Raw genomic sequence first — 25,779 nt, 5'->3', positions numbered from 1 at the left:
CTGGCCGAGGCCCGTCGGGGCGGGTACCGAACGGCAAATTAAAGGGGATGCGCCGGGCGGTAACCTTGGGTGCTCCGACTACCCCGAATCCCGAAGGCTGGATGAACGACGATGCATCGGTACAGGTCCCACACCTGCGGCGAGCTCCGCGCCTCTGACGTCGACACCGACGTCCGGCTGAGCGGCTGGCTGCACAATCGTCGAGACCTGGGCGGCATCCTCTTCATCGATCTGCGCGATCACTACGGCATCACGCAGCTCGTCGCCCGCCCCGGCACCCCCGCGTACGACGCCCTCGACAAGGTGAACAAGGAGTCGGTGGTCCGCGTCGACGGCCGGGTCGTCTCGCGCGGCGCCGACAACATCAACCCCGAGCTGCCCACCGGCGAGATCGAGGTCGAGGTCGCGGACGTCGAGCTGCTGGGCGCGTCGCAGCAGCTGCCGTTCCAGATCAACACGGACGACGGGGTCGGCGAGGAGCGCCGCCTGGAGTACCGCTTCCTGGACCTGCGCCGCGAGCGCATGCACCGCAACATCATGCTGCGTACGGCCGTCATCTCGGCCATCCGTCACAAGATGACGGCGCTGGGCTTCAACGAGATGGCCACGCCCATCCTGACGGCCACGTCGCCGGAGGGCGCGAGGGACTTCGTCGTCCCGTCCCGCCTGAACCCCGGCAAGTTCTACGCGCTGCCGCAGGCGCCCCAGCAGTTCAAGCAGCTCCTCATGATCTCGGGCTTCGACCGGTACTTCCAGATCGCGCCGTGCTTCCGCGACGAGGACGCCCGCGCCGACCGCTCGCCGGGCGAGTTCTACCAGCTCGACGTGGAGATGTCCTTCGTCGAGCAGGAGGACGTCTTCCAGCCGATCGAGAAGCTGATGACGGAGCTCTTCGAGGAGTTCGGCAACGGCCGCCACGTCACGTCTCCGTTCCCGCGGATCCCGTTCCGCGAGTCGATGCTGAAGTACGGCAACGACAAGCCCGACCTGCGCGCCAAGCTGGAGCTCGTCGACATCTCCGACGTCTTCGCCGGCTCGGAGTTCAAGGCATTCGCCGGCAAGCACGTCCGCGCGCTGCCGGTGCCGGACACGGCAGGCCAGTCGCGCAAGTTCTTCGACGGCCTCGGTGACTACGCCGTCGAGCACGGCGCGAAGGGCCTGGCCTGGGTACGGGTCGGCGAGGACGGTTCGCTGAGCGGCCCGATCGCCAAGTTCCTCACCGAGGAGAACGTCAAGGTCCTCACCGAGCGCCTGTCGCTGGCCCCCGGCCACGCGATCTTCTTCGGCGCGGGCGAGTTCGACGAGGTCTCCAAGATCATGTCGGCGGTCCGGGTCGAGGCCGCCAAGCGCGCCGGACACTTCGAGGAGGGCGTGTTCCGGTTCTGCTGGATCGTCGACTTCCCGATGTACGAGAAGGACGAGGAGACCGGCAAGATCGACTTCTCGCACAACCCCTTCTCGATGCCGCAGGGCGGCCTGGAGGCCCTGGAGACCCAGGACCCGCTGGACATCCTCGGCTGGCAGTACGACATCGTCTGCAACGGCGTCGAGCTCTCCTCCGGCGCGATCCGCAACCACGAGCCCGAGCTGATGTTCAAGGCGTTCGAGATCGCGGGCTACTCGAAGGAGACCGTCGAGCGCGAGTTCGCCGGCATGCTCCGCGCGTTCCAGTTCGGCGCCCCGCCGCACGGCGGCATCGCCCCGGGCATCGACCGCATCGTGATGCTGCTGGCCGACGAGCCGAACATCCGCGAGACGATCGCCTTCCCGCTCAACGGCAACGCGCAGGACCTGATGATGGGCGCGCCGACGACGCTGGAGGAGGCACGGCTGCGGGAGCTGAACATTCAGCTGCGCAAGCCGGTGTCCGAGAAGTAGGCGGCCGACACACCGCGTACCGACGCACGCGAAGAAGGGGCCCGGAACCGATCGGTTCCGGGCCCCTTCTTTCAGGTCGCGCGGGTGCCGTGGCCAAGCCGATCCGTCTCCCTGCGCGTTGAACGTCATGAGGGACCCACGCCGTGTCGGAACAGGCGCGGGGTACAGGACTCCTTACGTTCGGCAGCAAGAAGACGAAGGGGACAAAATGACGCGCCGGAACCGCACCATGGCTCCGCTGACCGCGCTGCTGACGGCAGCCGCACTCCTGACGACGGGCTGCGGCACCACGGGCACCACCCACACCCCACGCGCCGTGTCCGACCCCGGCGCCCCCGCGCACGAGGCGGCCGGGGGCCAGGCCGGCAAGGCCGCCCCGGGCCCGCAGAGGCCGCCCGGCCCCCTTCTCAGCCTGCCGGGCCTCGGCCCCAGGACCCTCGGCGCGGTCCCCGCGCACACCCGCCAGGCGCTGGTCGTCACCGGCGAGGGCCGCGACAAGAGCCGGGGCACGGCGGTCCTGTACGAGCGTGACCGCCCCGGCGCCCCCTGGCGGCCGGGTCCCGCCTGGCCCACCCACAACGCGGTGCGCGGCTGGACCGACAAGCACGTTCACGGAGACCTGCGCTCCCCGGTCGGCGTCTTCTCCCTCACCGACGCGGGCGGCCTGCTGCCCGATCCGGGCACGAAGCTGACGTACGACTCGGGCCCGGCCTTCACCGCCACGGGCACGGGCTCGGCCGGCGAACCGCTCGCGGGCTCCTTCGACTACGTCATCGCCATCAACTACAACCGCAGGCCCGGAACCACCCCCCTGGACTGGACGCGCCCGCTGGGAGCGGACCGGGGAGGCGGCATCTGGCTCCATGTGGACCACGACGGTCCGACGCAGGGCTGCGTCTCCTTCGAGAAGAAGGTGATGAAGCACCTGCTCCGCACCCTCGACCCGGCGAAGAAGCCGGTGGTGGTGATGGGCGACGCGTCGTCACTGCGCAGGTGACGGCGCTTCCTCACCGCGCAGGTGACGGCGTTTCCTCGCCACCCGCTCCACCCCGGCTCCCGCCCGCCTACGTGGTGACCGGCTCGGGGGATCCGTTCGGGCCCGAGTTCCGCGCCTCGGCGGCGGCGGTCTCGTCGGAACCGGGACCGCGCTGGCTCGGAATGCCCGGGGTGAGGTGGGCCGTCATGAGCGTGCGACGTTCGTCGGCCTCCGCGCACAGGGCCACGGCCGCCGCGTTGAAACGGACCAGGGAGGGCGGGTCGGAGGGGCCGAGGAGGTGCGCCTTCAGTTCCGTACGGGCCTTCGTGTACTGGTCCTTCTCCGGGAACCGGACCGACTCCAGGAGTTCCGCGACGCCGGACGCGTCGGGGCTGAGGACGGCGGCGGCGCGCACGGTCGGGAAGGCTGCCCGGAACTCCTCCTCCGTCATGCCGCTGGTGTTGGCGACGGCGTACGGCTTCTCGCTGTGCAGGTAGTCCGAGACGACGCTCGACACATCGCTGATCAGCAGGTGGGACTGGTTGAAGCAGCTGTAGATGCCCAGTCGCGGGGTGACGACGATCTGGTGCTGCCACTCGGGGAACGAGGCCCAGTAGGCCGCCTCCCAGGCTTCCGTCGCCGCCGCGACGAGCGCCGCGCGGCCGTCCTCGGGCCGGCCCTGGACCATCATCCGTTCCAGTTCGTCCGCGCCCGTGCGGAAGTCGCTGCTGGTGAGCCGGTCGAGTTCGGCCTTGCGGCGGTCGAGTTCGGCGACGGCCTCCACGCCGGGGCGGGGGCCGGACCGCCCGGCGGCGGCCTCGTTGATCATCGCCCGGATGCGCCGGTCGGCGGCGCCGGCCTCCGGGTCGACCGAGCCGGTCATCGGGTGCGGCTTGTAGAGCAGGCGTACGCCGTCGTCCTCCAGGAGCGCGCGGACGAGGTTCTCGCCCGCCAGGACGACGGACGTGTTGCCGGGGTTGCCGTCCCAGCCCTCCCAGGTGGGGGCGTACAGCACGGTCGTGTACGTGCCTTCGGGGGCGCCCGTCCAGGGCTGGATCGGGGCCAGCTGCGGGCGTCCCACCTCGACGACGTCCTTGTCGTCGACGCCTATCTCGGCCTGCCGGTAGCGCTCGCGGGCCGCAGGTCCCGCCACCCACACCTCGTCGTACGCCTTGGCGTACGGGTTGCAGCTGGACAGCTTGTCGCTCTCGCCGTGGTTGGTGAAGGCGTGCTTGATGGAGGGGATGCGCAGTACCTGCGAGGTCTTGCCGGAGTTCGCGGGGTGCAGCATCATCTTCAGCGTCGATGCCTCCAGGGCGAACATGTGGGCCACCCGGGGAATGCAGATGATGGGCACGTCGGTGGCCTGGATCTTCTGCACCATGAACCGCTCGCGCAGCACGATCAGCGGCTTGCCGTCCAGTGCGGAGAGCGTGGAGAGCCACATGTTGGCCTGGTACGCCGACGAGGTGCCGCCGGAGAAGTACATCGCCACGGTCGGCCGGTACTCCTCCAGCCAGCCGTCCAGCCACTCCAGGGTCTGGTCCTTGCTCGCGGGGCGCTTGCCGGGCAGAAGCCACGTGACGAGGTGGGCGGTGCCGGCGGCCATCAGCAGGAGCGACAGGCCGAGGCCGGCGGCCCCGGCGTAGATGTCCCCGGTCACGGCGGTGACGAGCAGCCCCGTGGTGGCGGGCACGGAGAAGGCCAGCAGCCGGTGGCCGGGGCGGCGGGCCAGGATGCGCGGGGGAGCGGCGCACAGCCGCAGCGCCGAGGCGTCGATGTTGCGGGTGACGACGGGCAGCGTGCGGCTGCGGCGGACCATCACCGCGACTCCCTGGCAGAGGAAGTGCAGGGCGTACACGAAGAGCAGCGCCACGGTCAGCGGGGCCTGCTCGCGCAGTGGCTCGATCCCGTCTATTCGCAGCAGCCCGAGGAGGATCAGCATGTCGCGCAGCAGCTGCCGGACGGTGACGTCGAAACGGACTCTGCTCAGCATCGACAGCAGCGCGGGCTGCCTGTACCGGAGGTAGAGGTCGACGGCGAGGCCCGCGGCGGCAGCGGTGACGAACACCGGCAGGTGGGCCAGCAGAGCGCCGACGAGCTGAGCGGCGAAGGCGGCGAATATCGCGAGCAGCGCGCCGAGCTGCTTGACGCGGCGCTTGTTGAGTCCAACAGAGGGCACGGTGACTGAACTCCTGGCGGGGAGGGGGGATCGGCCGGGGAAGCCGTCCAGGGGGAGCCGGTCTTCGCGCGCGCGTGTGTGGGGTTGCACGGCAGCGAGGACAGTCGGCGGCTGACCGTATGCCGTGTACGGCATTCGTCGCAATGCGCCGTGACGACCATCACCGCTGACGAGGCGCATGTCAGCGGCATTTGATCAACGTCGGAGCACCCTGCCCGCCCCGGGTGGACGGACAACGCGGCGGGGCCGGTCGGGGAGAGTGTCCCAGACCGGCCCCGTCGAGTGGTAGCTCACGTTCCGCTTACACCTTCTTCGGGTCCTCCAGGCGCGGGAACAGCACCGCGCCCTTCGTCACCGTCGCACCCGCCGGGAGCCGGCCCCAGTCGGCCGCGTCCTGGAGCGGCTGGTCGGCCAGGGCGCCCAGGGGCTCCTCGGCGCCCAGGGAGTCCCACAGCTTCTGCGAGGTCTCCGGCATGACCGGGTTCAGCAGGACGGCCATGGCGCGCAGCGACTCGGCGGCCGTGTAGAGGATCGTCGCGAGACGGGCCCGGCCCTCCGGCGACTCGTCCTTGGCGACCTTCCACGGTTCCTGCTCCGTGATGTAGCCGTTGACCTGCTTCACGAAGTCGAACACCGCCAGGATGCCGCCCTGGAAGTCCAGCTCCTCGCCGATCTTCCGGTCGGCCTCCGCGAGCGCCTTCGTGAGGCCGGCCTGAACCGCCGCCTCCGCGTCACCGGCCGCCGTCGCCTCCGGCAGCGTGCCGCCGAAGTACTTGCCGACCATCGCGGCCACGCGCGAGGCGAGGTTGCCGAAGTCGTTCGCGAGCTCGCTCGTGTAGCGGGCGCTGAAGTCCTCCCACGAGAAGGAGCCGTCCTGGCCGAACGCGATCGCGCGCAGGAAGTACCAGCGGTACGCGTCCACGCCGAAGTGCGAGGTCAGGTCCTGCGGCTTGATGCCGGTCAGGTTCGACTTCGACATCTTCTCGCCGCCTACCATCAGCCAGCCGTTCGCGGCCACCCGGCCGGGGACCGGCAGGCCCTGCGCCATCAGCATCGCGGGCCAGATGATCGCGTGGAAGCGCAGGATGTCCTTGCCGACCAGGTGGACGTTGGCCGGGAACGTGGTGTCGAACTTCGCCTGGTCCGCGCCGTAGCCGACGGCCGTGGCGTAGTTGAGCAGAGCGTCGACCCACACGTAGATGACGTGCTTCTCGTCCCACGGGACCGGGATTCCCCAGTCGAACGTCGAGCGCGAGATCGAGAGGTCCTGGAGGCCCTGCCGCACGAAGTTCAGGACCTCGTTGCGGGCGGACTCCGGCTGGATGAAGCCCGGGTTCGCCTCGTAGAACTCCAGCAGCTTCGGGCCGTACTCGCTCAGCTTGAAGAAGTAGTTCTCCTCCTTGAGGATCTCCACCGGCTTCTTGTGGACCGGACACAGCTTCGTGCCGTCCTCCGCCTCGATGAGATCACCGGGGAGCTTGTACTCCTCGCAGCCCACGCAGTACGGGCCCTCGTACCCGCCCTTGTAGATCTCGCCCTTGTCGTACAGGTCCTGCACGAACTCCTGCACACGGTCCGTGTGCCGCTTCTCCGTCGTACGGATGAAGTCGTCGTTCGCGATGTTCAGGTGCTCCCAGAGGGGCTTCCAGGCCTCCTCGACGAGCTTGTCGCACCATTCCTGGGGCGAGACCCCGTTCGCCTCGGCAGTGCGCATGATCTTCTGACCGTGCTCGTCCGTGCCGGTGAGGTACCACACCTTCTCGCCGCGCTGACGGTGCCAGCGCGTGAGCACGTCCCCTGCGACGGTCGTGTAGGCGTGGCCCAGGTGAGGAGCGTCGTTGACGTAGTAAATGGGGGTCGATACGTAAAAGGCCTTCACGCCTTCGCTCGTCCCCTGCTTCTCGGATCCAGTGGCCGCCATGGGCGAAATCCTAACGGCCCACAGGTGATCCACTCACACGCTTAACCGACGGTGAGACGCGGACGGCGGTGCCCGGACCTGCCGGGCACCGCCGTCTACGTGTCGCAGGGTGCCGCTCAGCCCTCGGTGCTCCGGAGGCTGGTGAGGCCGGTGACGAGCTGTGCGTACAGCTCCGCGTCCGCGACCTCGCTCGGGGCGGGGCCGGCGTGGAAGAACGCGGCGTTCGGGGCGTCCAGCTTCCGGAGGAAGTCGAAGCCCTTCGCGTCGTGCTCACCGAACGCGACGAACTGCCAGAAAAGCGGCTTCTCGGCGGTGTCGGCGAGGGCCTGCTTGGCCGGTCCCTTGGCGTCCGGGGGGCCGTCCGTCTGGAACACGACCAGGGCGGGGCGGTCGCTGCCGGACTTCTCGTGGTGCGCGACGACCTCTTCGACGGCGCGGTGGTAGCTCGTACGCCCCATGTGACCGATGGCGGCGTGCGTCTCGTCGACGAGGCCCTCGTACGCGTCCAGGGTGACGTCGACGGTGCCGTCGATGTCGGTGGAGAAGAAGACGACGTGTACGGCGGCCTTCTCGTCGAGGTGGGCCGCGAGCGCGAGCGTCCGGTCGGCGAGGTGCTGGGCACTGCCGTCCTTGTAGAACCCGCGCATGGAGCCGGACCGGTCGAGGACCAGGTAGACGTCCGCCCGTACGCCGTCCAGCCGCTCGGCCGCGAGCGCGGCGCCGGCGGCCTTGTAGTGGGCTGCCAGCGCGGGCGCGTGCGACGTCACGTGCGAGAGGGGGAGCGCAGGACCCGCGTCCCCGGCCCCGCCGCTTCCGGCGACGGGCCGGGGCTCGGGCTCCGGCTCGGCCTCCGCCGCGACGGGCTCGGCCTGGGCGGCTTCCGGCTCGGGCTCGGCTTCCGCTTCGGCTGCGACGGGCTCCGGCTCGGCGGCGGGGGCGGCCTCGGGCTCCGGCTCCGGCTCGGGCTCGGCGACGGCCTCGGCGGCGACCGGCTCGGGCTCGGGCTTTGCCTCGGCGGTCTCGGCGGCCTCGGGGGCGGCCGGCTCCGGCTCGACCTCGGCGGCCTCCGGGGTGGCCTCGGCGGCGGTGGCCGCAGGGGCTTCGGCGGCGGGCGGTGCGGGCTGGGCGTCGGCCTGCGGCTCGGGCTGAGGCTCGGCCTCGGTCACGACGGCGTCCGCGGCCGCGTCCACTTCCGCCGCGTCTGCCTCCGCCCCGTCCTTCTCCGCCGCGAGCGGCTCGGGCGCGGTCTCGGGCTCGGCGGCGGCAGGGGTCTCGGTGACCGGCTCCGCCTCCGGCCCGATGGCCGCTTCCGGTGCCTCGACGGCGGCGGTGGCCTCCGGCTCGGCGGCGGGGGCGGCCTCGGACGGTGCCTCGGCGGCGGCTTCCGGGGCCGCCGTCTCCGCAGCGGCGGTCTCCAGGGCCTCGGTCTCGGAGGTCACCGCATCCGAGGCCACGGGCTCGGGGGTCTCGGTCTTCGCAGCCACCGTCTCCGCCTCCACGGGCTCCGGGGCCTCGGCTTCCGCGGCCACCGTTTCCGGGGCCGTTTCCGCTGCGGCCGCGACCGCGGCCGGTGCCGGATCGGCCGACGCCGCCGTGGGCTGGGACGGGACCGGAGCCGAGGGCTTCTGGTCGGCCGGGCCGGACTGGGCCGGGACGTTCGGTCCGGGTGCGGGGGTCTTCGTACGGGACGAGGAAGCGGACGGCGACGGGTTGTCGAAGGCCGCCGCCACCAGGTCCGACGCGATACCCGGCGTCGGCTTCCCGGCCGGCTTCTCCGCCGCCGCGCTCTCGTCCTCCTTGGCCGGGGCCTGGGCGGGGGCCGGTACCGACGCCACCGTCTCCCGGGCCTCGGCGGTCGCGGATTCCGGTTCCGGCGCGGTGGCCGGCTCCGGCTTACGTTCGGCCTGGGACGGAACGGAAGCTGCCGCCGAGGTCTCCCGTGCCGGCGGCTGCTCGTTGCTCTCCGCTCGATCGCGTCCGAACACCTTGCGCAGCAAGCTCCGAATGCCCATGGGCGAGGCCTTTCGCATGAGTTGGGTGCGATGCACGCCCGCACCCGGCGGATGATCCCTGGCCAGGGCGGACACGTAAGGTTAGCGGCCCCGCCCGCCGATCTTCGGGAGGGTCGTACGTGCCGTTCCGGTTGCAGGCGCACGCGGCTCGCGCCGACGAACACCGGTACCGTACGCGCCCCCTCCGGGCGCCCCCGCCGGCCAGGTCGGCCCGTACCGCCAAAGCCTCCTGCGCGCCGACCACTTCTACCCCACCCGCCGTCGCGGGCGGCAGGAGCGAACCGGTGCGCACCGGGCGGAATCGCCGCCGTCAAGTCAACTTCCGCACGGCCGTCCCGCATTCACCTCACGTTCACCGTAAGGCCGCCGGAACGCGGGCGTACGCCCCTAACGTCACGGCCGAACACATTCCGACACGTTGTCGGCGCGGGTCGCGCCGAACCACATCCCGTAGAGCCATTCCGGAGGGGTCCGTGCGCAATCTGCTGCCGCTGCTCAACTCGCCGCACTCGGGTGGGCGCTCCGCGCTGACCTGTCGCTACCGCTGCGGAGACGCCTGTTTCCAGGACGTCCCGAACACCAGCGACAACGAGTACGCCGGCGACGTCATAGCCAGCGCTCTGTCGAGACGATCGATGATGCGCGCCGCCGCGGTGGTGACCGTCGCCGCCGCCGCCGGAACCTCGGCCCTCGCGGGCCCGGCCGCCCCGAGCGCCGTGGCCGCCGAGAGCGCCGCGAAGCCGCAGGCCGGCCCGTTCGGCAGGACGGACGGCGCCCGCGGCCTGCGCTTCGCGCCCGTCGCGCCCAACACGACCGACGCCGTCACCGTGCCCGACGGCTACACCCAGAACGTCGTCATCCGCTGGGGCGAGCCCATCCTGCGCGGCGCGCCCGCCTTCGACCCGGACAAGCAGTCCGCCAAGGCGCAGGCCGGTCAGTTCGGCTACAACAACGACTTCCTCTCGCTGCTCCCGCTGCCCGGCGAGCACGGCCGCCAGGTACTCGTCGCGAACCACGAGTACACGGACGAGATCCTGATGTTCAAGGGGTACGACCCGGCCAAGCCCACCCGCGAGCAGGTCGAGACCGCCTGGGCCGCGCACGGCCTGTCCGTCGTCGTCGTCCAGGAGGAGCGCAAGTCCGGCAAGCTCACGCCGGTCCCCCGCCACCACCTGAACCGCCGCCTGCACACGACGTCCGAGTTCCGGCTGACCGGCCCGGCCGCCGGCAGCGACCTGCTGAAGACGTCCGCCGACCCGACCGGCACGAAGGTCCTCGGCACGCTCAACAACTGCGCCGGCGGCACCACCCCCTGGGGCACGACGCTCCACGGCGAGGAGAACTTCAACCAGTACTACGCCAACGGCTCCAGCGCCACCGACAAGCGCTACGGCATCTCCACCGGCGCCACCGAGCGCAAGTGGGAGCTCTTCGACAAGCGCTTCGACGTCAAGCAGGAGCCGAACGAGCCGCACCGCCAGGGCTGGGTCGTCGAGCTCGACCCGTACGACCCCGACTCGACGCCCCGCAAGCACACCGCGCTCGGCCGCTTCAAGCACGAGGCCGCGCAGCCCCGCCTGACCGCCGACGGCCGCCCCGTCGTCTACATGGGCGACGACGAGCGCTTCGACTACTTCTACAAGTTCGTCTCCTCGAAGCGGATGAAGAAGGGCACCTCGCGGGCCGCCCGCGAGCACAACCTCACGCTCCTCGACGAGGGGACGCTGTACGTCGCCAAGATCACCGGCGACAGCCCGGCCGCCGAGATCGACGGCACGGGCAAGCTGCCCACCGACGGCGAGTTCGACGGCAGCGGCCAGTGGATCCCGCTCGCCACCGGCGACGTCTCGCACGTGCCCGGTATGACCGCCGAAGAGGTGTACGTCTTCACGCGCCTCGCGGGCGACAAGGTCGGCGCGACCAAGATGGACCGCCCGGAGGACGTCGAGCCGAGCCCCCGCACGGGCCGCGTGTACGTCGCGCTGACGAACAACACGGACCGGGGCAAGCCCGGCAAGGCGGGCGCGGACGAGGCCAACCCGCGCAACCTCAACAAGCACGGCCAGGTGCTGGAGCTGGCCGAGCACTGGGACGACCCGGCGTCGGACGGTTTCGCCTGGCGGCTGTTCCTGGTCGCGGGCGACCCGGAGGACCCGGCGACGTACTTCGCGGGCTTCCCGAAGGACAGGGTCAGCCCGATCTCCTGCCCGGACAACGTGGCCTTCGACCCGCACGGGAACCTGTGGCTGTCCACGGACGGCAACCAGCTCGGCTCGCACGACGGCCTGTTCGGCGTGGCGACGCGCGGTGAGCGGCGCGGCGAGCTGAAGCAGTTCCTCACGGTCCCCAAGGGCGCGGAGACCTGCGGCCCGATCATCCAGGACCGCCGCGTGCTCGTCGCGGTCCAGCACCCGGGCGAGATCGACGGCGCGAGCGTCGAGAAGCCGGCGTCGGTGTGGCCCGACGGCCCCGGCAGGATCGTCCGCCCGTCGGTGGTGGCGGTCTACCGCAAGGACGGCCGCGACATCGGCGTCTAGGGATGACACCGGAGGGGCTGGACGGTACCGCGCTGCGGCCACCGTCCAGCCCCTTCCGCGTCCAGGCGGCGAACACGGGCAGCGGACACCCCCCACACCCACGCGCCCCTACCCGACCTGCCCCCGCCACCTCACGTACTGCTCGTGAGCGTCCCCCGTGTACGACCACGGCACCCGCGCCGCGCGCCCTCCCAGCAGGGCGAACGTCTCTCGCGCCACCTCCGGCAGACCCGCGTAACAGGCGGCGTGGGCCAGGTGGTTCAGCTCGCCGACCTCCTGCGGCGCGACCGGTCCCGGCGGCCGCCCGCCCAGCCACCGCTCCCTCGTCCGGAGCACCTCCGTCACCGCGAGCTCGTGGTGCCAGTGCTGGTCGAAGCCGCGTACCGGCCGCCCCTGCGCGGCGGCGGCGACGTACCGGTACTCCTCCACCCGCGCGATCTGCACCAGCACCGGCAGCGGGGAGCCCTCGGGCGCCGCGCCCGCCGCGTCACGGGCGAAGTCGTACATCCGGCCGTGCGTACCGTGCCAGCGTGCCGAGTGGTAGCGCAGGAGCTGCACGTGGCCCTCCATGTTGTACGGATCGCGGCGCCGCAGTTCCTCCCACCACTCGCGCAGCTCCGCCCGGCCGACCCCGTCGCCGTACAGCCGCGCCACCGTCAGCAGCGACACCCACGGCATCGGGTCGGCCGGCCGCGCGTCGGCGGCGCTCAGGCAGGCCATGACGGCGACGTCGATGCGGGTGCGGTCGACCTCGGTGCCGCGTCCCGCCTCGATGGCCTGGTTGAAGACCCGTACCACCTCGGTCGCGGCCCGCAGCACCGCCGCGTCGGGGCTGTCCGGTTCGGCGGCCCGCCACGCCTCCACCACCGAGCTGGCGGCGGCGGCGTGCGAGAGCAGCCGCAGCCGGTGGGTGCGCAGGGGCCAGTCGTCACCGGTCGCGCGCAGCAGATCGCGTACGCCCTGCCAGCGGCCGATGACGATGTCCTGGCGGGCGGCGGTCAGCGGCCGGTCCCCGAAGTCCGGGTCGAAGTCGGGGGCCGGTCCGGGGCCGGTCCGGGAGCGGGAGCCGGAACCGGAGCCGGAAGAGAAGCGGCGGCGGAGTGCGGCCATCGGGACACCTCCTGCGCGGAAGACGTGACGGTCGGAGAACGGAGGCTGAAGGACGGTGGTGGCGGAAGCGGGGACGTAGCCGGCCGGGCCGGGTCAGAAGTCGGTGGGGAGGCCGGCATCGGCGTAATCCCGCCGCTCCGAGCCGGAGTTGACGTGCGCGGCCTCGATCGCGATGGCGCGGGTGGCGTCGAGGTGCGCCGGGCTGTAGTACGTGCTGCCGCGCCGCCAGTACCAGAGCATCGGTACGACGCCGACGGCCAGCCCGCCGAGGCCGATCGCGATGGCCGCCGCGTTCAGCTCGGTGAGCGAGGCCGCGAAGACGCAGAACATGAAGAGGGAGCCGAGCAGCGGCCACGCCCCGCCCAGCAGGAAGTCCTTCGGTGAGGCGAGGAGGGTCTTGCGGTAGGCGACGACGGCCGCGAGGCCCGCCAGACCGTAGTAGAGCGTGGTCTGGAGGCCGATCGCGGCGAGTGCGTCGGCCATGATCTCTTCCGTCGAGCCGAGCGCGTTCGAGGCGACGAAGAGCACCAGTGCGACCGTTCCCACGACGGCGACGGCGACCCATGGGGTGTTCCACCGGCGGTGTACGAGGCCGAACGCGGCCGGCATCGTACGGTCGCGGCCCATCGCGAAGAGCGAGCGCGTGACCTGGATCAGGGTGGTTTCGAGGGTGGCGATGGTGGAGAGCACCACGGCCAGAACCATGAGCTTGCCGCCGACGCCCGGCAGGATCGCGTCGCCGAGGACCGCCAGCACGTTCGTGTCGTGTGCCGAGATCTGTTCCGTCGTCAGAATGATGTTGACGGCGATGGTGAAGACGACGAACAGCAGGAAGACGACGCCCACGCCGACGAGCGAGGCGAGCCCGGCGGTGCGGCGGCTGTCGCGGGTCTCCTCGCTGAGGTTGCTGGTGACGTCCCAGCCCCAGTAGTAGAAGGCGGCGATCAGGGTGCCGGTGGCGAAGCCGGTGAATCCGTCGAAGTGGCCGAAGCCGAGCCACGACCAGTCGAAGGCGACCGCCGCGCCCCGGTGGAAGAGGGCCGCGACGGCGAAGAGGACGAGGATCACGAGCTCGACGCCGGAGACCAGGAGCTGGGCGCGGGCCGACAGACGCGCTCCGCCGAGTACGACGGCCAGCATCAGCAGGAACCAGCCGGCGCCGGCGGTGGTGGCGAGCGCGGTGTTCGACGCGAGGTCCGGGTCGAACAGGGAAAGAGTCATCTGACCTGCGGGAAGCGACCCGGCGACCATGAAGATGGTGGCGGCGACGACGAGTGCCCAGCCGCTGATGAAGCCGAGGAACGGGTGCAGGGTGCGGCCGACCCAGGAGTAGGTGGCGCCCGCGTTCACGTCGATGCGGCCGAGACGGCCGAAGGCCAGGACGATGCCGAGCATGGGTATCGCGCAGTAGAGCAGCGCGGCCGGACTCGCGAGCCCGACGGCTCCGACGAGCACGGCGGTGGTGGCGGCGAGGGAGTAGGCGGGAGCGCTGCCCGCGACGGCCATCACGATCGTCTCGAAGGTGCCGAGGGCGTTGGGCTGGAGCCCTCTGCCGGAGTTGTGGCTCATGCGGTTCCCCCACTGCTTCCGGAAGGTGCGCCGGGCGCAATGGGAATTCCCTGTTCCTCTTGCGTGGCACGAATTTGGCGACAAGTCAGAGATGCGGCCCACCCTTCCGGAGGCGGCGGAGTGGCTCCCTCCGGACGGGAGATGGTGCGCATAGTAGTGCGGGCGGCGGGGAAGCCGGGCACGCGGCGGCCGCTGGTCGTACCCTCGGAGGCATGGCTTCGGACGAGGTGGCGAACGGCCCTGGTGGCGGGAGCGTGCGGGTCGACGTCTGGATCTGGTCGGTACGGCTCACCAAGACCCGCGCGCAGGCGGCAGCCGCCTGCAAGGCGGGCCACGTCCGCGTCGGCGGCGAGCGGGTCAAGCCGGCGCAGGCGCTGAAGGCGGGCGACGAGCTGCGGCTGTTCCATGCTGGGCGGGAGCGGATCGTCGTGGTCTCGCGGATCATCCGCAAACGCGTGGGCGCTCCGGCGGCGGCCGAGTGCTACGTCGACAAGAGCCCGCCGCCACCGCCCCGGGAGTTCGTCGCACCGGTCGCCATCCGCGACCGGGGGGCGGGCCGCCCGACGAAGCGCGACCGGCGCGAGATGGAGCGGCTCCAGGGGCCGAGGCCGACGGCGGGCTGATTGCTGGCAGAGTGAGGCACATGTCGTCGACCTCTCCGCGCCGCCCGTGCCCCTTCTGTGGCCGTGAGGTCGCCGTCGTCGCGGGCCGGTTCGTACGCCACGACCCGCGCACGCGGACCGCCGCGGAGCTCACCCTGTGCCCCGGCTCGAAGCGCGGGGCGCCTTCCTCCGCGGCGCAGCGCACGCTCGACGGGTACGAGCTGCCGCCGTTTCCGGGCCAGTTGCCGCTGTTCTAGCCCCCTCCCCGAACCGGGGCTCCGGCCCGGACCCCGCTCCCCGAACGCCGGAGAGGCTCAGGGCCGCCCCCACACCCCACGGTGCCGGGAGGGGCTGTGGCGGGGCACTCCCCGCAGGGTGTCGAACGCGACGGGCCGGAAGCGAACGCAGCGGTGCCGGAAAGGTTCGGAACCCGAGGAGACGCCCCGGCGCGGCACCGGCCCCGAAGCCGCCGCGCACGGACACGCCCCGGCGCGGCACCGGCCCCGAAGCCGTCGCGCACGGACACGCCCCGACGCGGCACCGGCCCCGAAGCCCCCGCGCGCGGACAGGCCCCCGGCGTCGGCACCGGCCCCGAAGCGCCCCGCCGCCTACCCCCGCGGTCGCACCGGTGAAGCCACCGCCCGTGCCGCCGCCACCTCCTGGCGCAGTGGCGCCAGGACCGTCTCGTCGTCGCGCGGCAGTGCCGTGCGCACCTCCACCAGCGTGTCGCTCGCCCGCAGCCCCTCCGCCAGCTCGCGCAGCTCCCGGGCCACCTCCGCCACCTCCGCCCCGGCCGGCGCCTGCGCCCCGTGGTTGATCCGCACCCGCGCAGCCGTCGTCGCGTCCACGATCCGCTCGGTCGCCACCACGAGCGGCCACCACGCCGCCGCCCGCGCTCCCACGGGCGGCGGCTCGGTCAGCGCGCGCTGGAATTCGGAGCGTACGACCGACAGGTCCCGGTAGAGCCGCCTCCGCAACCGCTGCCGCTGCCGTTCCCCCTGCGCGTCCGGCGGCCCGAACGCGCACTCGACGTACCCCGCCGCATCCGCCACCGTGTCCGCGAGCCGTGCCCCCACCCGCGTGTGCCAGCTCTCCGGCCACAGCAGGTACCCGGCCACCAGTGAGATCGCGCAGCCGATGAGGCTGTCGTACAGACGCGGCAGGACGAGCCCGAACCCTTCATGGTTCAAGATGTCCGACAGCAGCAGGATGACCGGCGTGATGGCCGCGGTCTGGAACGCGTACCCCTTCGCCGTGAACGCCGGAATGAGCGCCGCCAGCACCAGCATCACCGGCACGTCCCACCACCCGCGCTCCAGTTCCGCCAGCACGGCCGCCGCGACGACCAGCCCCAGCGCCGTCCCGGACGCCCGCTGCACGGCCCGCGAGAAGACCGACCCGAAGTCGGGCTTCAGCACGAACACCACGGTCAGCGCCACCCAGTACGAGCGCGGTACGTCGATCAGCGACACGAGCGCCTGCGCCAGCCCGATGCACAGGGCGAGCCGCAGCCCGTAACGCCAGGACGACTGCGACAGCAGGACGTTCCGGGTGGCGCGGCGGACCCGCGCCCCGAGCGCCGCCGGACGGCCGAGCCGGTCGTCCAGGGTGCCCGCCTCGGGGTCCGCGCTCAGGACGACGGCCGCCGCGTGCCGCAGCGCGTGGTCGACGGCGCGCCCGGACTGCGAGGTCGGCGCGGGGAGCCGGAGCGCGAACGCGGACGCGTCGCCCGTGCCCCCGCTCGCCACCGCGTCGGCCAGCTCCCGCACGGCGGCCGGGATTTCGGGCGGCAGCGCCCGTCGGCGCAGGTGCGCGGCGGGCGCGGATTCGACGAGCGGTACGACGACGTTGAGCTGCGCGAGCAGCCGTACGAGCGGACTCCGCCGCCCGTGGTCCCGCGCCCGCCGCGCCAGAACCAGGTCGTACGCCGTGTTCAGGGCCTCGGTGACGGCCTGGCGCCTCGCGTCGTAGGTGTCCGAGTCCCGGCCCGCCGCCTCCAGCAGCCCGGCCGCCGCCCGGTACGTCTCCGCCACCGCGTCCCGCTCCGGCACCCCGCCCCGCAGCGGCCACGCGATCAGCGTCAGTACGAGGACGAACAGGCCGCCCAGCGTGAGCAGCAGCGGCGCGGTCCACCAGGGGTCGGGCATCGGCAGCCCGGCTCCGACGACGGCCTGGAGCAGGAGCAGCAGCCCGGACACGGAGGCGACGGCGCCGATCGTCGAGATCATCCCGGACACGAGCGCGACGAACGTCAGCACTCCTACGGCGAGCCACCCCTGCCCGTACACGAGCGTGCCGAGGGTGACGCCGATCGCGCCGAAGAGCTGCGGTACGGCGATGTTGAGCAGCCGCATCCGGTACGCGTCGGCGGTGTCGCCGATGACACCGGACAGCGCGCCCATCGACACGAGCGCCCCGTACACCGGCTCGTCGACGGCGAATCCGACGGCGAGCGGAGCGGCCATCGCGATCCCGGCGCGTACGACGGCGGCCCACGGCACGGGCGCGGACTGCGGCCGCAGCCCCTGCGTCAGCCACTCGGGCGGCGCCAGCCGGCCCCCTGCTCTCTGCTCAGCCATGCCCCCAACAGATCGAAATCGATCTCCTTATGCAAGTCCCGGCCGCCCGCCGCCCCACTGTCCACAGCCTGTGGACAACTTTCAGGGATGCCTCCGGGTCCTCTCCCGGCCTCAGCCCCGGCCGCAGCCCCGGCCTCAGCTCTTGTAGTTCTCCACCTCCGATGCCGGCCGCACCCGCGCCTCCCCCGGGTCCTCGCCGAACTCCGACTTCGCCCGGCGCTGACGCAGCAGGTCCCAGCACTGGTCCAGCTGGATCTCCACGGCTTTCAGCCGGGCGCGCTCCGCGTCGTCGAGTCCCAGCTTCCGGGTGGAGCGGTCGCGCAGCTCGCGCTCCTCGCTGACCAGACTGGTGATGTTGTCGAGAATCTCCTGGTCGGCGTCTTGCCTGTCCTCCATGACGACTCGCCTCCGTCGGCTCGTCAGGGCCACTCTCGGCAGGATCACTCCCACCAGCCCAGCACACCTCCGACCGCCGTGCAGCTCAAGCCGGTGATCAGCGCGCGTCAGCCTGCGTCAGCGCGCGCCGGGGCCCGGAACGGCCCGCCCGGCCAGGTCCAGGTGGTCCCGGAACACGGCGTTGAAGGCGCCGGGCCGTTCCAGGTTGGGGAGGTGGGCCGACGACTCGATGACCGCGAGGGTGGAGCCGGGGATCGCGGCGTGCATCGCCTCCGCGTCCGCCACGGGCGTGTACGTGTCGTCGCGCCCCACCACCACCAGGGTCGGGACGCTCACGCGGGTCAGCAGGTCGCGGTAGTCGGGCCGCTGGGCCCGCCCGCGCAGGGCCGCCGCGGCGCCCTCGGGGGAGGCGGCGGTCATCATGCGGTGGACGTGGGCCGCCGCTTTCGTGTTGTACGGAGCGACCATCCTGTCCAGTACCTCGTCGGCGTACCCCTTCATGCCCTCGGCGAGGAGCCGGTCGGCGGCGGCGTTGCGCGACCGCTTCCCCTCCTGTGTCTCGGCGGCGGGGAACGTGTCGGCGAGGACCAGCCCGGTGATGCGGTGGGGGAAGAGGCGGTAGCACTCCATCACGATCTGACCGCCCATGGAGAGCCCGCCGAGTACGGCGCGCTCGATGCCGAGGTGGTCGAGCAGGGCCGCGATGTCGTCGGCGAAGGAGGAGAGCGGGGTGATGCCGGGCACGACGTCGCTCTCGCCGTACCCGCGCAGATCGGGGGCGATCACGCGGTGCGTGGGGGCGAACGCGTCGACCTGCGGGGCCCACATGGTGCGGTCGAAGGGGTGGCCGTGGACGAGAACGAGCGGCGGGCCGCTGCCCTCGTCGGTGTAGCCGACGGTGAGGCCCTCGGGGCCCTTGCCGCTGACGCGTGCTGCGAGCTGTGCGGTTGCCATGGTGAGGAGGCTAGGCGCGGTCAACTGCTCGGTGCAATAGGCTCTTTGCTCTCGGTGCAATGTGCCGGGCGGTGGCGGGCGCGGGCCGTGAGCGGCGGTGATGTGGAGGGATGCGGCTTGGCGGAGGACTTCCGGCGGGTGGCCGATCGTGTGGCGGCCGAGATCGCGGCGGGCCGCTTGCGCCCCGGCGACCGGCTGCCCACGCAGCGCGCCTTCGCCCGCAGCCACCGGATCGCGAACTCCACAGCGATCAGGGTGTACGGCGAACTCGTGCGGCGGGGTCTCGCGGTCGGCGAGGTCGGACGCGGCACGTTCGTACGGGCAGCGCCGCCCTCCCCCGGACACGCGCTCGCGGAGGAGCGGACGCCCGAGCCGGAGACAGCCATGCAAGCCGGAACCAGCGGCTCAGCACCCACGACATCCGGCGCCCCCGCCATCAACCTGGAGCTCAACTACCCGGTCGCCGAGGGGCAGTCGGAACTCATGGCCGCATCCCTCGCCGGCCTCCTGCGCCCCGACGTGCTCGAAGCGGCCACCCGTCCGGCCGCGGCCGACGGCACCCCCGCGGCCCGGGAGGCAGCCGCGTCGCTGCTGGCCAGGGGCGGCTGGCGGCCCCACGCCGGGCAGCTCCTCTTCGCGGGCAACGGCCGCCAGGCCATCGCGGCGGCCATCGCGTCCTTCGTACGCCCGGGCGGCCGGCTCGGCGTGGAGGCGCTCACGTATCCGCTGGTCAAGGCGGTCGCCGAGCGGCTCGGGGTGACCCTGGTGGCGATCGAGGCGGACGACGGCGGCCTGTCCCCCGACGCGCTGTACGCCGCCCACCGCCGCGCGCCGCTCAGCGCGGTGTACGTCCAGCCGACCCTGCACAATCCGACGTCGGTGACGATGAGCGAGGAGCGGAGGGAGCGGCTGGCTGCGGCCTGCGAGGAACTGGACATCGGCGCGGTCGAGGACACGACGTGGGCCTTCCTCGCCCCGGAAGCCCCGGCTCCGCTGGCCGCCCGCGTACCCGCCCGCACGGTCCTCGTCGACAGCCTCTCCAAGCGGCTCGCCCCCGGCCTGACCACCGGTTTCCTGGCCGCCCCGGTTTCCCGCACCAGCCAGCTGGCGGAGGCCCTGCGCTCCGGTGCCTGGACCGCCGCCCGCTTCAATCTGGAGGCGGCCACCCGGTGGATCACGGACGGCACGGTCGCCACCGTCGAGGCCGCCAAGCGCGCGGACGCCGAGGACCGCCACCGACTGGTCCGGCGCCGGCTCGCCGGCTTCCGGGTCCGCACGGAGCCGCGCGCGTACTACTGCTGGTGGGAGCTGCCCGCGCCCTGGCGTACGGACACCTTCGTCGCGGCGGCGGCGGCCCGTGGCATCGCGGTCTCTCCCGGCCGAGCCTTCGCCGTACCGCCGTACGCCGCACCGGACGCGGTGCGGATCGGCCTGGCGACCCCGCCCGTCGAGGTGCTGTCGTACGCGCTGCGCACGCTCGCGGAGGTGGCGGAGCAGGGGCCGCCGGGCCGTCCGTAGATCCACTTGCCGACCACCGCCCACGGGTGTGACCTGGTAGCGAGGGTGGGGTGTGCGCGCGGGTGCGTCTGCGGGAGTGCGTGTGCGCGGCGGAAGGAGCTCTGCGATGGCTGGACACGCGGCGATCCCCGGCCGGTCTCGCAGGCCGGTCAAGCGCGGCAGGCCGACGGGACCGGCCCGCTCGGCAGGACCGGCGGGTACGACGGAACGGACCGGTGCGGCACGACGTCTCCGCGGCATCGTGCCCGCGGTGCTCGGCGTGGTGTACGGCTTCTACGCGTCCTTCCTCGCCCGCGACGCAGGCCCCATTACCGGCTGGAACGTCGTCTTCGGCATCCTGTGCGCGGTCGTCCTGGCTGCCCTCTGCTTGCTCCTGGGCCGCGTCCAGGGCGCGCTGATCCCCCTGGTCCGCGCCTCGGCGTACGGGACGCTCTTCGGCGTCGCGCTGGGCTTCCTGCACAGCCTGGCGGGCAACACCATTCTCGAATCCGCGGTGGTGGGACTGGCGCTGGCGGCCGGCATGGCAGCCGCGACGTTCTACATCTTCTACACGCGCGAATGAGCCACCGCGCCCGCTCGTCGCGGCGCCCGTGAATTTCCACGCGGGTTCTAGGACCAAAGAACGATTACTTCCGGCCCCCGGGGCGGTCAACACTGGGTAAGTCGAACCGACGACCCCTCGGAGGGGCGGAGACATGAGTGGTGGACACCCCGGGCCGGAGCTCGCCATCGAGACGGCGGGCCTGGTCAAAGTGTTCGGTGAGAACCGGGCCGTCGACGGAATTGACCTGGCCGTACCCGCCGGCACCGTGTACGGCGTACTGGGCCCCAACGGCGCGGGCAAGACCACGGCGGTGAAGATGCTCGCGACGCTCCTGCGCCCGGACGGCGGCGAGGCGCACGTCTTCGGCAAGGACGTGGTGCGTGAAGCCGACGCGGTGCGCGGAAGGGTCAGCCTCACCGGCCAGTACGCGTCGGTCGACGAGGACCTGACCGGTACGGAGAACCTCGTGCTCCTCGGCCGCCTCCTCGGCCACTCCAAGGCCGCCGCACGCGTCAGGTCGGCGCAGCTCCTGGAGGCGTTCGGGCTGGCGGAGGCGGCCGACCGGCAGATCAAGAACTACTCGGGCGGTATGCGGCGCCGTATCGACATCGCGGCGAGCATCCTCAACACCCCCGACCTGCTGTTCCTCGACGAGCCGACGACCGGCCTCGACCCGCGCAGCCGCAACCAGGTCTGGGACATCGTCCGGGCGGTGGTGGCGCAGGGGACGACGGTGCTGCTGACCACGCAGTACCTGGACGAGGCCGACCATCTGGCGTCCCGTATCGCCGTGATCGACCACGGCAAGGTCATCGCGGAGGGCACGAAGGGCGAGCTCAAGGCGTCGGTCGGCTCGGGCTCCGTGCATCTGCGGCTGCGGGACCCCGCACAGCGCCCCGAGGCCGAGCGGGTCCTGCGCCGGGCGCTGAACGTCGCCGTACAACTGGACCCGGACCCCGTCGCCCTGACGGCGACGGTCAACGGGAGCGCGAGCGACCTCGGCGCGGCGGAGCAGGCGGCGCGTGCGCTGTCGGAGCTCGCTTCGTCGGGAATCACGGTCGACAACTTCGCCCTGGGGCAGCCCAGCCTGGACGAGGTCTTCCTGGCGCTGACCGACCGGAACAAGCGGAGTGACCCGGAGAGCGGGACGATGAACGACTCGACCACAGGAGTGTCGGCATGAGCACCGTCGCGACCAAGGACAAGGGCCAGGCCCCCGACGAACTCACTTTCGAAGCTCCGAAGGCGGAGGAGCTCGCCGCGCTCCTCGTCAGCAAGGACCGGCCGCCGCGCCCCAGCGCGCTCTCCGCGTCCCTGACCTTCGGCTGGCGCGCCATGCTCAAGATCAAGCACGTGCCGGAGCAGCTCTTCGACGTGACGGCGTTCCCGATCATGATGGTGCTGATGTACGCGTACCTCTTCGGCGGGGCGCTGGCCGGATCGGTCGAGGAGTACGTCCAGTTCCTGCTGCCCGGCATCCTGACCATGAGCATCGTGATGATCACGATGTACACGGGCGTCGCCGTCAACACCGACATCACCAAGGGCGTCTTCGACCGCTTCCGCACATTGCCGATCTGGCGCCCGGCGCCGATGGTCGGCTACCTGCTCGGTGACGTGATCCGCTACCTGATCGCGTCCGTCGTCATGCTGTCCGTCGGCATGATCATCGGGTATCGCCCGGACGGCGGCGTGGTCGGCGTGGCCGCCGGTGTGGCGCTGCTGATGGTCTTCTCGTTCGCGTTCTCGTGGATCTGGACGATGTTCGGCCTGCTGTTGCGCACCGAGAAGTCGGTGATGGGCGTCAGCATGATGGTGATCTTCCCGCTGACGTTCCTGAGCAATGTCTTCGTCGACCCGAAGACGATGCCGGGCTGGCTCCAGGCATTCGTGAACAACAGCCCCGTCACCCATGTGGCCACGGCGGTGCGGGAACTGATGGCGGGCAACTGGCCGGCCGCCGACATCGGCTGGACGCTGGGCTGGTCGGCGGTGCTGCTTGCGGTGTTCGGGACGGTGACGATGCGCCTCTACAACCGGAAGTGACGGGCCCTTCTTTACTCCACCTTTGCCATTCGGGAACCCGGCCGCTGGCGGGGACGTTCACCTGACAGATCGCGAAGGCAATCGACAGCCGTACAAGCCGAGGTGGCACCAGTGGTGAAGTGGGACCGGATCAAGGACCAGGCCAAGAGCTTCCAGCAGGCCCAGAGCGCTCGGGGCGCGGGCGGGGCCCACGGGCAGAGCGGTGTCCAGGGGCAGAGCGGGGCCCACGGATCGGGCTCGGCCTCGGGCGGGTCCAAGGCCCAGCTCATCGGGCTGTTCAAGACCCAGCTCGCGTCGGTCAAGACGGAACTGAAGAGCGGCGCCTACCGGGACGCCAGCATGGCGATGTGCGCCCTGGTGGCCGCTGCCGACGGGCAGGTGGAGCCGGCGGAGCGACAGCGCGTGGAGGAGCTGATCGTCTCCAACGAGGTCCTCCAGAACTTCCCGGCGGACCAGCTCCGCCAGCGCTTCAACCAGCATGTGGACCAGCTCCTGGCCAACTTCGACCTGGGCAAGGCGGAGGCGCTGAAGGTGATCGGCAAGGCCGCGAAGAAGCCCGCCGAGGCCCGCGCGGTCATCCAGACCGGCATCGTGGTCGCGGGCGCGGACGGGCACTTCGAGCCGTCCGAGCAGTACGCCATTCGCGAAGCCTGCGCCGCGCTCGGTGTGCCGCCCACGGAGTTCGGCATCTGAGCCACGAGCACGCCACCCGGGCCGCCGGGCCGAGATCGTTCGGCGGCCCCGGGTGCCGCGCGCGCCCGGGGAACCGTGCCCTGGAACCGTACGTACCCGATCGGATCGTGCCGTCACGGCAGCGCGGGCACCGGCTCCCCGCCGGCGGCAGCACTCACGGCCGGGTGCGATCGATACGATCGCATCGCACGGCGTAGGCGGCCGGGCCACCTCGGCCGACCGCCTTGTGGATTACATCCTGATGAGCATGGAGGCGTTCGACCATCTGCACCGCCGCACCGTCCCGCACCGGCTGAATCTCCCGGTCCCTCGTCTTGATCCGGCCGTCCTTCGACAAGGGCACCCATCCCTGTGCCAGCCCGTGGACGATCCACTCCTCATCAGGGACATCCTGTGCGTCTGCGGGGAACACCTCCCCGATCCGGTGGACGCGCCATCCGAGCGCTCCGAGTTCCTCGGCGACACGTCGACCCAGATTCCGGTCGAGGAAGAACTCAGGCGGCAAGGCGCACCACGGCCCGGCACAGCGCGTGCACCTGCTCCGGCTCCATCTCGTACTCGTACGCGATGTCCTCGACCGATTCTCCGGCCTCCCAGAGGTAGGTCACCGCCTTGACCGGCACGCGGTTGGCCTCGACCACGGGAAGTCCGTGTCCGAACCGGGGGTCGATGACGACAGGGACCGTGGCCGGGTACTGCCTCAGCCGAAGGCTGAAAGGAAACTCGTCCCCCGCCTCCCACGACAGATAACGCAGGTACTCCGCGACGACCTCGTGGATGGGAGCCTGCCCGTCCCGGGCTAATCGGAGGTCGCCAAGCCCGTGCTCGACGAAGATGTCGACGCCGTCGGTCGCGATTCGCTTCGAGACCAAGCCGTACGGCGTGTCGAAAGCGTCTCGTACGGCCTCGGCCGCTTCGCGGATCTCACTCATCCGCAGTCCGAGGTCCCGCAGTGACCGCAGCACGTACGCCTCGGCCACGGCGACGAAGGGCACCGAAGGCTGTCGAGGGCCCACTGGCTCGACCCGATGGACCAGCGGCGCGCCGGCGGCTCTGCCCTTCAGCCAGCTGTCCAGCGTGGACTTGGGAATCTGTAGGTACGACGAGGTCTCCGTAGGCGTCAGGAGCCCGTCCGTGAACCTGTCGATCATGACCGTCTCCCTTCCGTCGAGCCCGTTGCTCGAATCCACATGGGTCTGCACGGCGGGCCTCAGCTCGTGCCCATGGCCATGCCCACGGCGGGGGCCGGGGCGAGGGGCGGGTACTTCGCGTGGTGGGTCTGCCAGGCCGCTTGCCGGCGGCAGTGGCCGCACTGGGTCTCGTCGCCCACGGGGCGGAAGACGTGTTCGGAGCCCGGCCCCTCGCAGGTGATGAGCGACCTCGGCAGGCTGTCCGTACGCGGGGGCCCGTCGGGCGTCCGGGGGGCGACGATCGCTCGCTGCTGCGGCATCTTCACCGTCAGGCGGTGCCGCAGGAACCCGACGGCGGAACGGACCCCGTTCGGGGGCAGTGCGCTGGTCAGCGCGTACCGCAGGTCGGCCGGGCTGATGCCTCTGCGCAGCCAGTCGGCCGCGATGCCGGAGAGCGTACGGGCCTCACTCACCCCCAGGTGCAGTTCGCGGCGCGACTGCCGCAGGGACAGCAGCACGTTTTCGGCGACGGCCCGTTGCGGGTCGTCCTCCTGGCTGCCCTCGGACTCGCCCTCGGACTCGTCCTCCGGTTCGTCCTGCGTCTTGGCGGGTGGGTGGGGGGTGTTCTCTTCCCCGTTCTTGTCCCCCGAAGGGTAGTCACCGGCCACCTGAGGCACCGGTTCACCGACCGTCCGCATGTGCGTACTCGGTACGTCGCCGTTCCGGACGGCCGCCGCCTCCTCGCTGGTGAGCTGGACGTTGGTGAGGAGCTGGTCCGTCACCCACCGGCCGCGCTCGTTCTGGTGCCGCCACTCGTGCAAGTACCCGCAGACGGTGAGGAGTTGCTTGACCTTCTGGTACGCCCGGCCCTTGATCCCGAGCCGCTCCGCGTGCGCGCTCAGCGGCCTCTCGGTCGAGCCCTCGGGGAGCCCCTGTACGTACAGAAGTAGGATCTTCGCGTCGCTGTTCAGACGCGGGTGCTGCACGACGTCGTGCGAAGCCTTGGTGTAGCGCCGAAGCGGCGCGATAGCATGCCGAAGCATCCTCGGGACTCCTTGGTAAGTCCTTGATGGTGAAGGTCCTCGGATTGGTGTTGGTAGCACCGCCGGGGACCGCCCCGTGTCCGGACGGA

General features: G+C 71.6%; 21 protein-coding genes. 10 read left to right on the top strand and 11 right to left on the bottom strand.

Annotated elements, in window-relative coordinates:
- Positions 1-111 precede the first annotated feature (111 nt).
- Both aspS and AS594_RS17035 read left to right on the top strand, forming a co-directional pair.
- A complete protein-coding gene (aspS, locus tag AS594_RS17040) occupies positions 112-1,878 on the top strand; it encodes an aspartate--tRNA ligase (protein WP_069927859.1) in 1,767 nt (588 codons plus the stop codon).
- A gap of 208 nt (positions 1,879-2,086) precedes the next feature.
- Entirely contained in the window at positions 2,087-2,875 is a 789-nt protein-coding gene (locus tag AS594_RS17035; protein WP_240509033.1) for a hypothetical protein, read from the top strand.
- Between the two features lie 67 nt (positions 2,876-2,942).
- On the opposite strand, the gene AS594_RS17030 is transcribed toward AS594_RS17035, so the two are convergent.
- The 3 genes from AS594_RS17030 to AS594_RS17020 all read right to left on the bottom strand — a co-directional run bounded on the left by AS594_RS17030 (position 2,943) and on the right by AS594_RS17020 (position 8,969).
- The gene (locus tag AS594_RS17030) at positions 2,943-5,036 is read right to left on the bottom strand and encodes a hypothetical protein (protein ID WP_069932682.1); all 2,094 of its coding nucleotides are present in this window, start codon (positions 5,034-5,036) and stop codon (positions 2,943-2,945) included.
- A gap of 301 nt (positions 5,037-5,337) precedes the next feature.
- Positions 5,338-6,957 carry a methionine--tRNA ligase gene (gene metG / locus AS594_RS17025; RefSeq protein WP_069932683.1) on the bottom strand — a complete coding sequence of 540 codons (1,620 nt, stop codon included), beginning with the start codon at positions 6,955-6,957 and terminating at the stop codon, positions 5,338-5,340.
- Between the two features lie 116 nt (positions 6,958-7,073).
- Complete coding sequence (locus AS594_RS17020) at positions 7,074-8,969, bottom strand: VWA domain-containing protein (protein ID WP_069935144.1); 1,896 nt, start codon at positions 8,967-8,969, stop codon at positions 7,074-7,076.
- 473 nt (positions 8,970-9,442) lie between these two features.
- Between AS594_RS17020 and AS594_RS17015 the strand changes: the two genes are divergently transcribed.
- Entirely contained in the window at positions 9,443-11,506 is a 2,064-nt protein-coding gene (locus tag AS594_RS17015; protein ID WP_069927855.1) for a PhoX family protein, read from the top strand.
- A 108-nt stretch (positions 11,507-11,614) separates the two neighbouring features.
- On the opposite strand, the gene AS594_RS17010 is transcribed toward AS594_RS17015, so the two are convergent.
- Positions 11,615-12,616 carry a hypothetical protein gene (locus AS594_RS17010; protein WP_240509032.1) on the bottom strand — a complete coding sequence of 334 codons (1,002 nt, stop codon included), beginning with the start codon at positions 12,614-12,616 and terminating at the stop codon, positions 11,615-11,617.
- Positions 12,617-12,709: 93 nt separating this feature from the next.
- Positions 12,710-14,185, bottom strand: coding sequence for an APC family permease (locus AS594_RS17005; RefSeq protein WP_069927854.1), 1,476 nt, complete (start codon positions 14,183-14,185; stop codon positions 12,710-12,712).
- A gap of 212 nt (positions 14,186-14,397) precedes the next feature.
- On the opposite strand from AS594_RS17005, the gene AS594_RS17000 reads away from it, so the two are divergent.
- Both AS594_RS17000 and AS594_RS16995 read left to right on the top strand, forming a co-directional pair.
- The gene (locus AS594_RS17000; protein ID WP_069927853.1) at positions 14,398-14,808 is read left to right on the top strand and encodes an RNA-binding S4 domain-containing protein; all 411 of its coding nucleotides are present in this window, start codon (positions 14,398-14,400) and stop codon (positions 14,806-14,808) included.
- A 20-nt stretch (positions 14,809-14,828) separates the two neighbouring features.
- On the top strand, positions 14,829-15,044 hold the full coding sequence (locus AS594_RS16995) for a hypothetical protein (protein WP_069927852.1): 216 nt from the start codon (positions 14,829-14,831) through the stop codon (positions 15,042-15,044).
- Positions 15,045-15,395: 351 nt separating this feature from the next.
- On the opposite strand, the gene AS594_RS16990 is transcribed toward AS594_RS16995, so the two are convergent.
- The 3 genes from AS594_RS16990 to AS594_RS16980 all read right to left on the bottom strand — a co-directional run bounded on the left by AS594_RS16990 (position 15,396) and on the right by AS594_RS16980 (position 18,716).
- Complete coding sequence (locus AS594_RS16990) at positions 15,396-17,366, bottom strand: FUSC family protein (RefSeq protein WP_069932685.1); 1,971 nt, start codon at positions 17,364-17,366, stop codon at positions 15,396-15,398.
- Positions 17,367-17,501: 135 nt separating this feature from the next.
- Positions 17,502-17,762, bottom strand: coding sequence for a DUF2630 family protein (locus AS594_RS16985; RefSeq protein WP_069932686.1), 261 nt, complete (start codon positions 17,760-17,762; stop codon positions 17,502-17,504).
- A 117-nt stretch (positions 17,763-17,879) separates the two neighbouring features.
- The gene (locus tag AS594_RS16980; RefSeq protein WP_069932687.1) at positions 17,880-18,716 is read right to left on the bottom strand and encodes an alpha/beta fold hydrolase; all 837 of its coding nucleotides are present in this window, start codon (positions 18,714-18,716) and stop codon (positions 17,880-17,882) included.
- A gap of 138 nt (positions 18,717-18,854) precedes the next feature.
- Between AS594_RS16980 and AS594_RS16975 the strand changes: the two genes are divergently transcribed.
- From AS594_RS16975 to AS594_RS16955, 5 genes are all read left to right on the top strand, one after another.
- Positions 18,855-20,234, top strand: coding sequence for an aminotransferase-like domain-containing protein (locus tag AS594_RS16975; RefSeq protein WP_240509031.1), 1,380 nt, complete (start codon positions 18,855-18,857; stop codon positions 20,232-20,234).
- 106 nt (positions 20,235-20,340) lie between these two features.
- Positions 20,341-20,796 (top strand): hypothetical protein, encoded by a 456-nt coding sequence (locus AS594_RS16970; protein WP_069932689.1) that lies wholly within the window; start codon positions 20,341-20,343, stop codon positions 20,794-20,796.
- Positions 20,797-20,929: 133 nt separating this feature from the next.
- Positions 20,930-21,961 (top strand): ATP-binding cassette domain-containing protein, encoded by a 1,032-nt coding sequence (locus AS594_RS16965; RefSeq protein WP_069927847.1) that lies wholly within the window; start codon positions 20,930-20,932, stop codon positions 21,959-21,961.
- Positions 21,958-22,824 (top strand): ABC transporter permease, encoded by an 867-nt coding sequence (locus AS594_RS16960; RefSeq protein WP_069927846.1) that lies wholly within the window; start codon positions 21,958-21,960, stop codon positions 22,822-22,824. The genes AS594_RS16965 and AS594_RS16960 overlap by 4 nt, the downstream gene beginning before the upstream one ends.
- A gap of 111 nt (positions 22,825-22,935) precedes the next feature.
- Entirely contained in the window at positions 22,936-23,517 is a 582-nt protein-coding gene (locus AS594_RS16955; protein ID WP_069927845.1) for a tellurite resistance TerB family protein, read from the top strand.
- A gap of 154 nt (positions 23,518-23,671) precedes the next feature.
- On the opposite strand, the gene AS594_RS16950 is transcribed toward AS594_RS16955, so the two are convergent.
- Genes AS594_RS16950 through AS594_RS16940 form a run of 3 tightly spaced genes read right to left on the bottom strand, consistent with a single transcriptional unit; the run spans position 23,672 to position 25,690 of the window.
- Positions 23,672-24,022, bottom strand: coding sequence for a PIN-like domain-containing protein (locus tag AS594_RS16950; protein ID WP_069932690.1), 351 nt, complete (start codon positions 24,020-24,022; stop codon positions 23,672-23,674).
- A complete protein-coding gene (locus AS594_RS16945) occupies positions 24,012-24,668 on the bottom strand; it encodes a DUF433 domain-containing protein (protein ID WP_069933888.1) in 657 nt (218 codons plus the stop codon). The genes AS594_RS16950 and AS594_RS16945 overlap by 11 nt, the downstream gene beginning before the upstream one ends.
- A 59-nt stretch (positions 24,669-24,727) precedes the next feature.
- Positions 24,728-25,690 (bottom strand): hypothetical protein, encoded by a 963-nt coding sequence (locus AS594_RS16940; protein WP_069935143.1) that lies wholly within the window; start codon positions 25,688-25,690, stop codon positions 24,728-24,730.
- Positions 25,691-25,779: the final 89 nt, after the last annotated feature.

Origin of the sequence: Streptomyces agglomeratus (assembly GCF_001746415.1) — a bacterium.
GTDB lineage: Bacteria > Actinomycetota > Actinomycetes > Streptomycetales > Streptomycetaceae > Streptomyces > Streptomyces agglomeratus.
The sequence above is the reverse complement of the archived record's forward strand: the minus strand, read 5'-3'. Positions and strand labels throughout refer to the sequence as shown.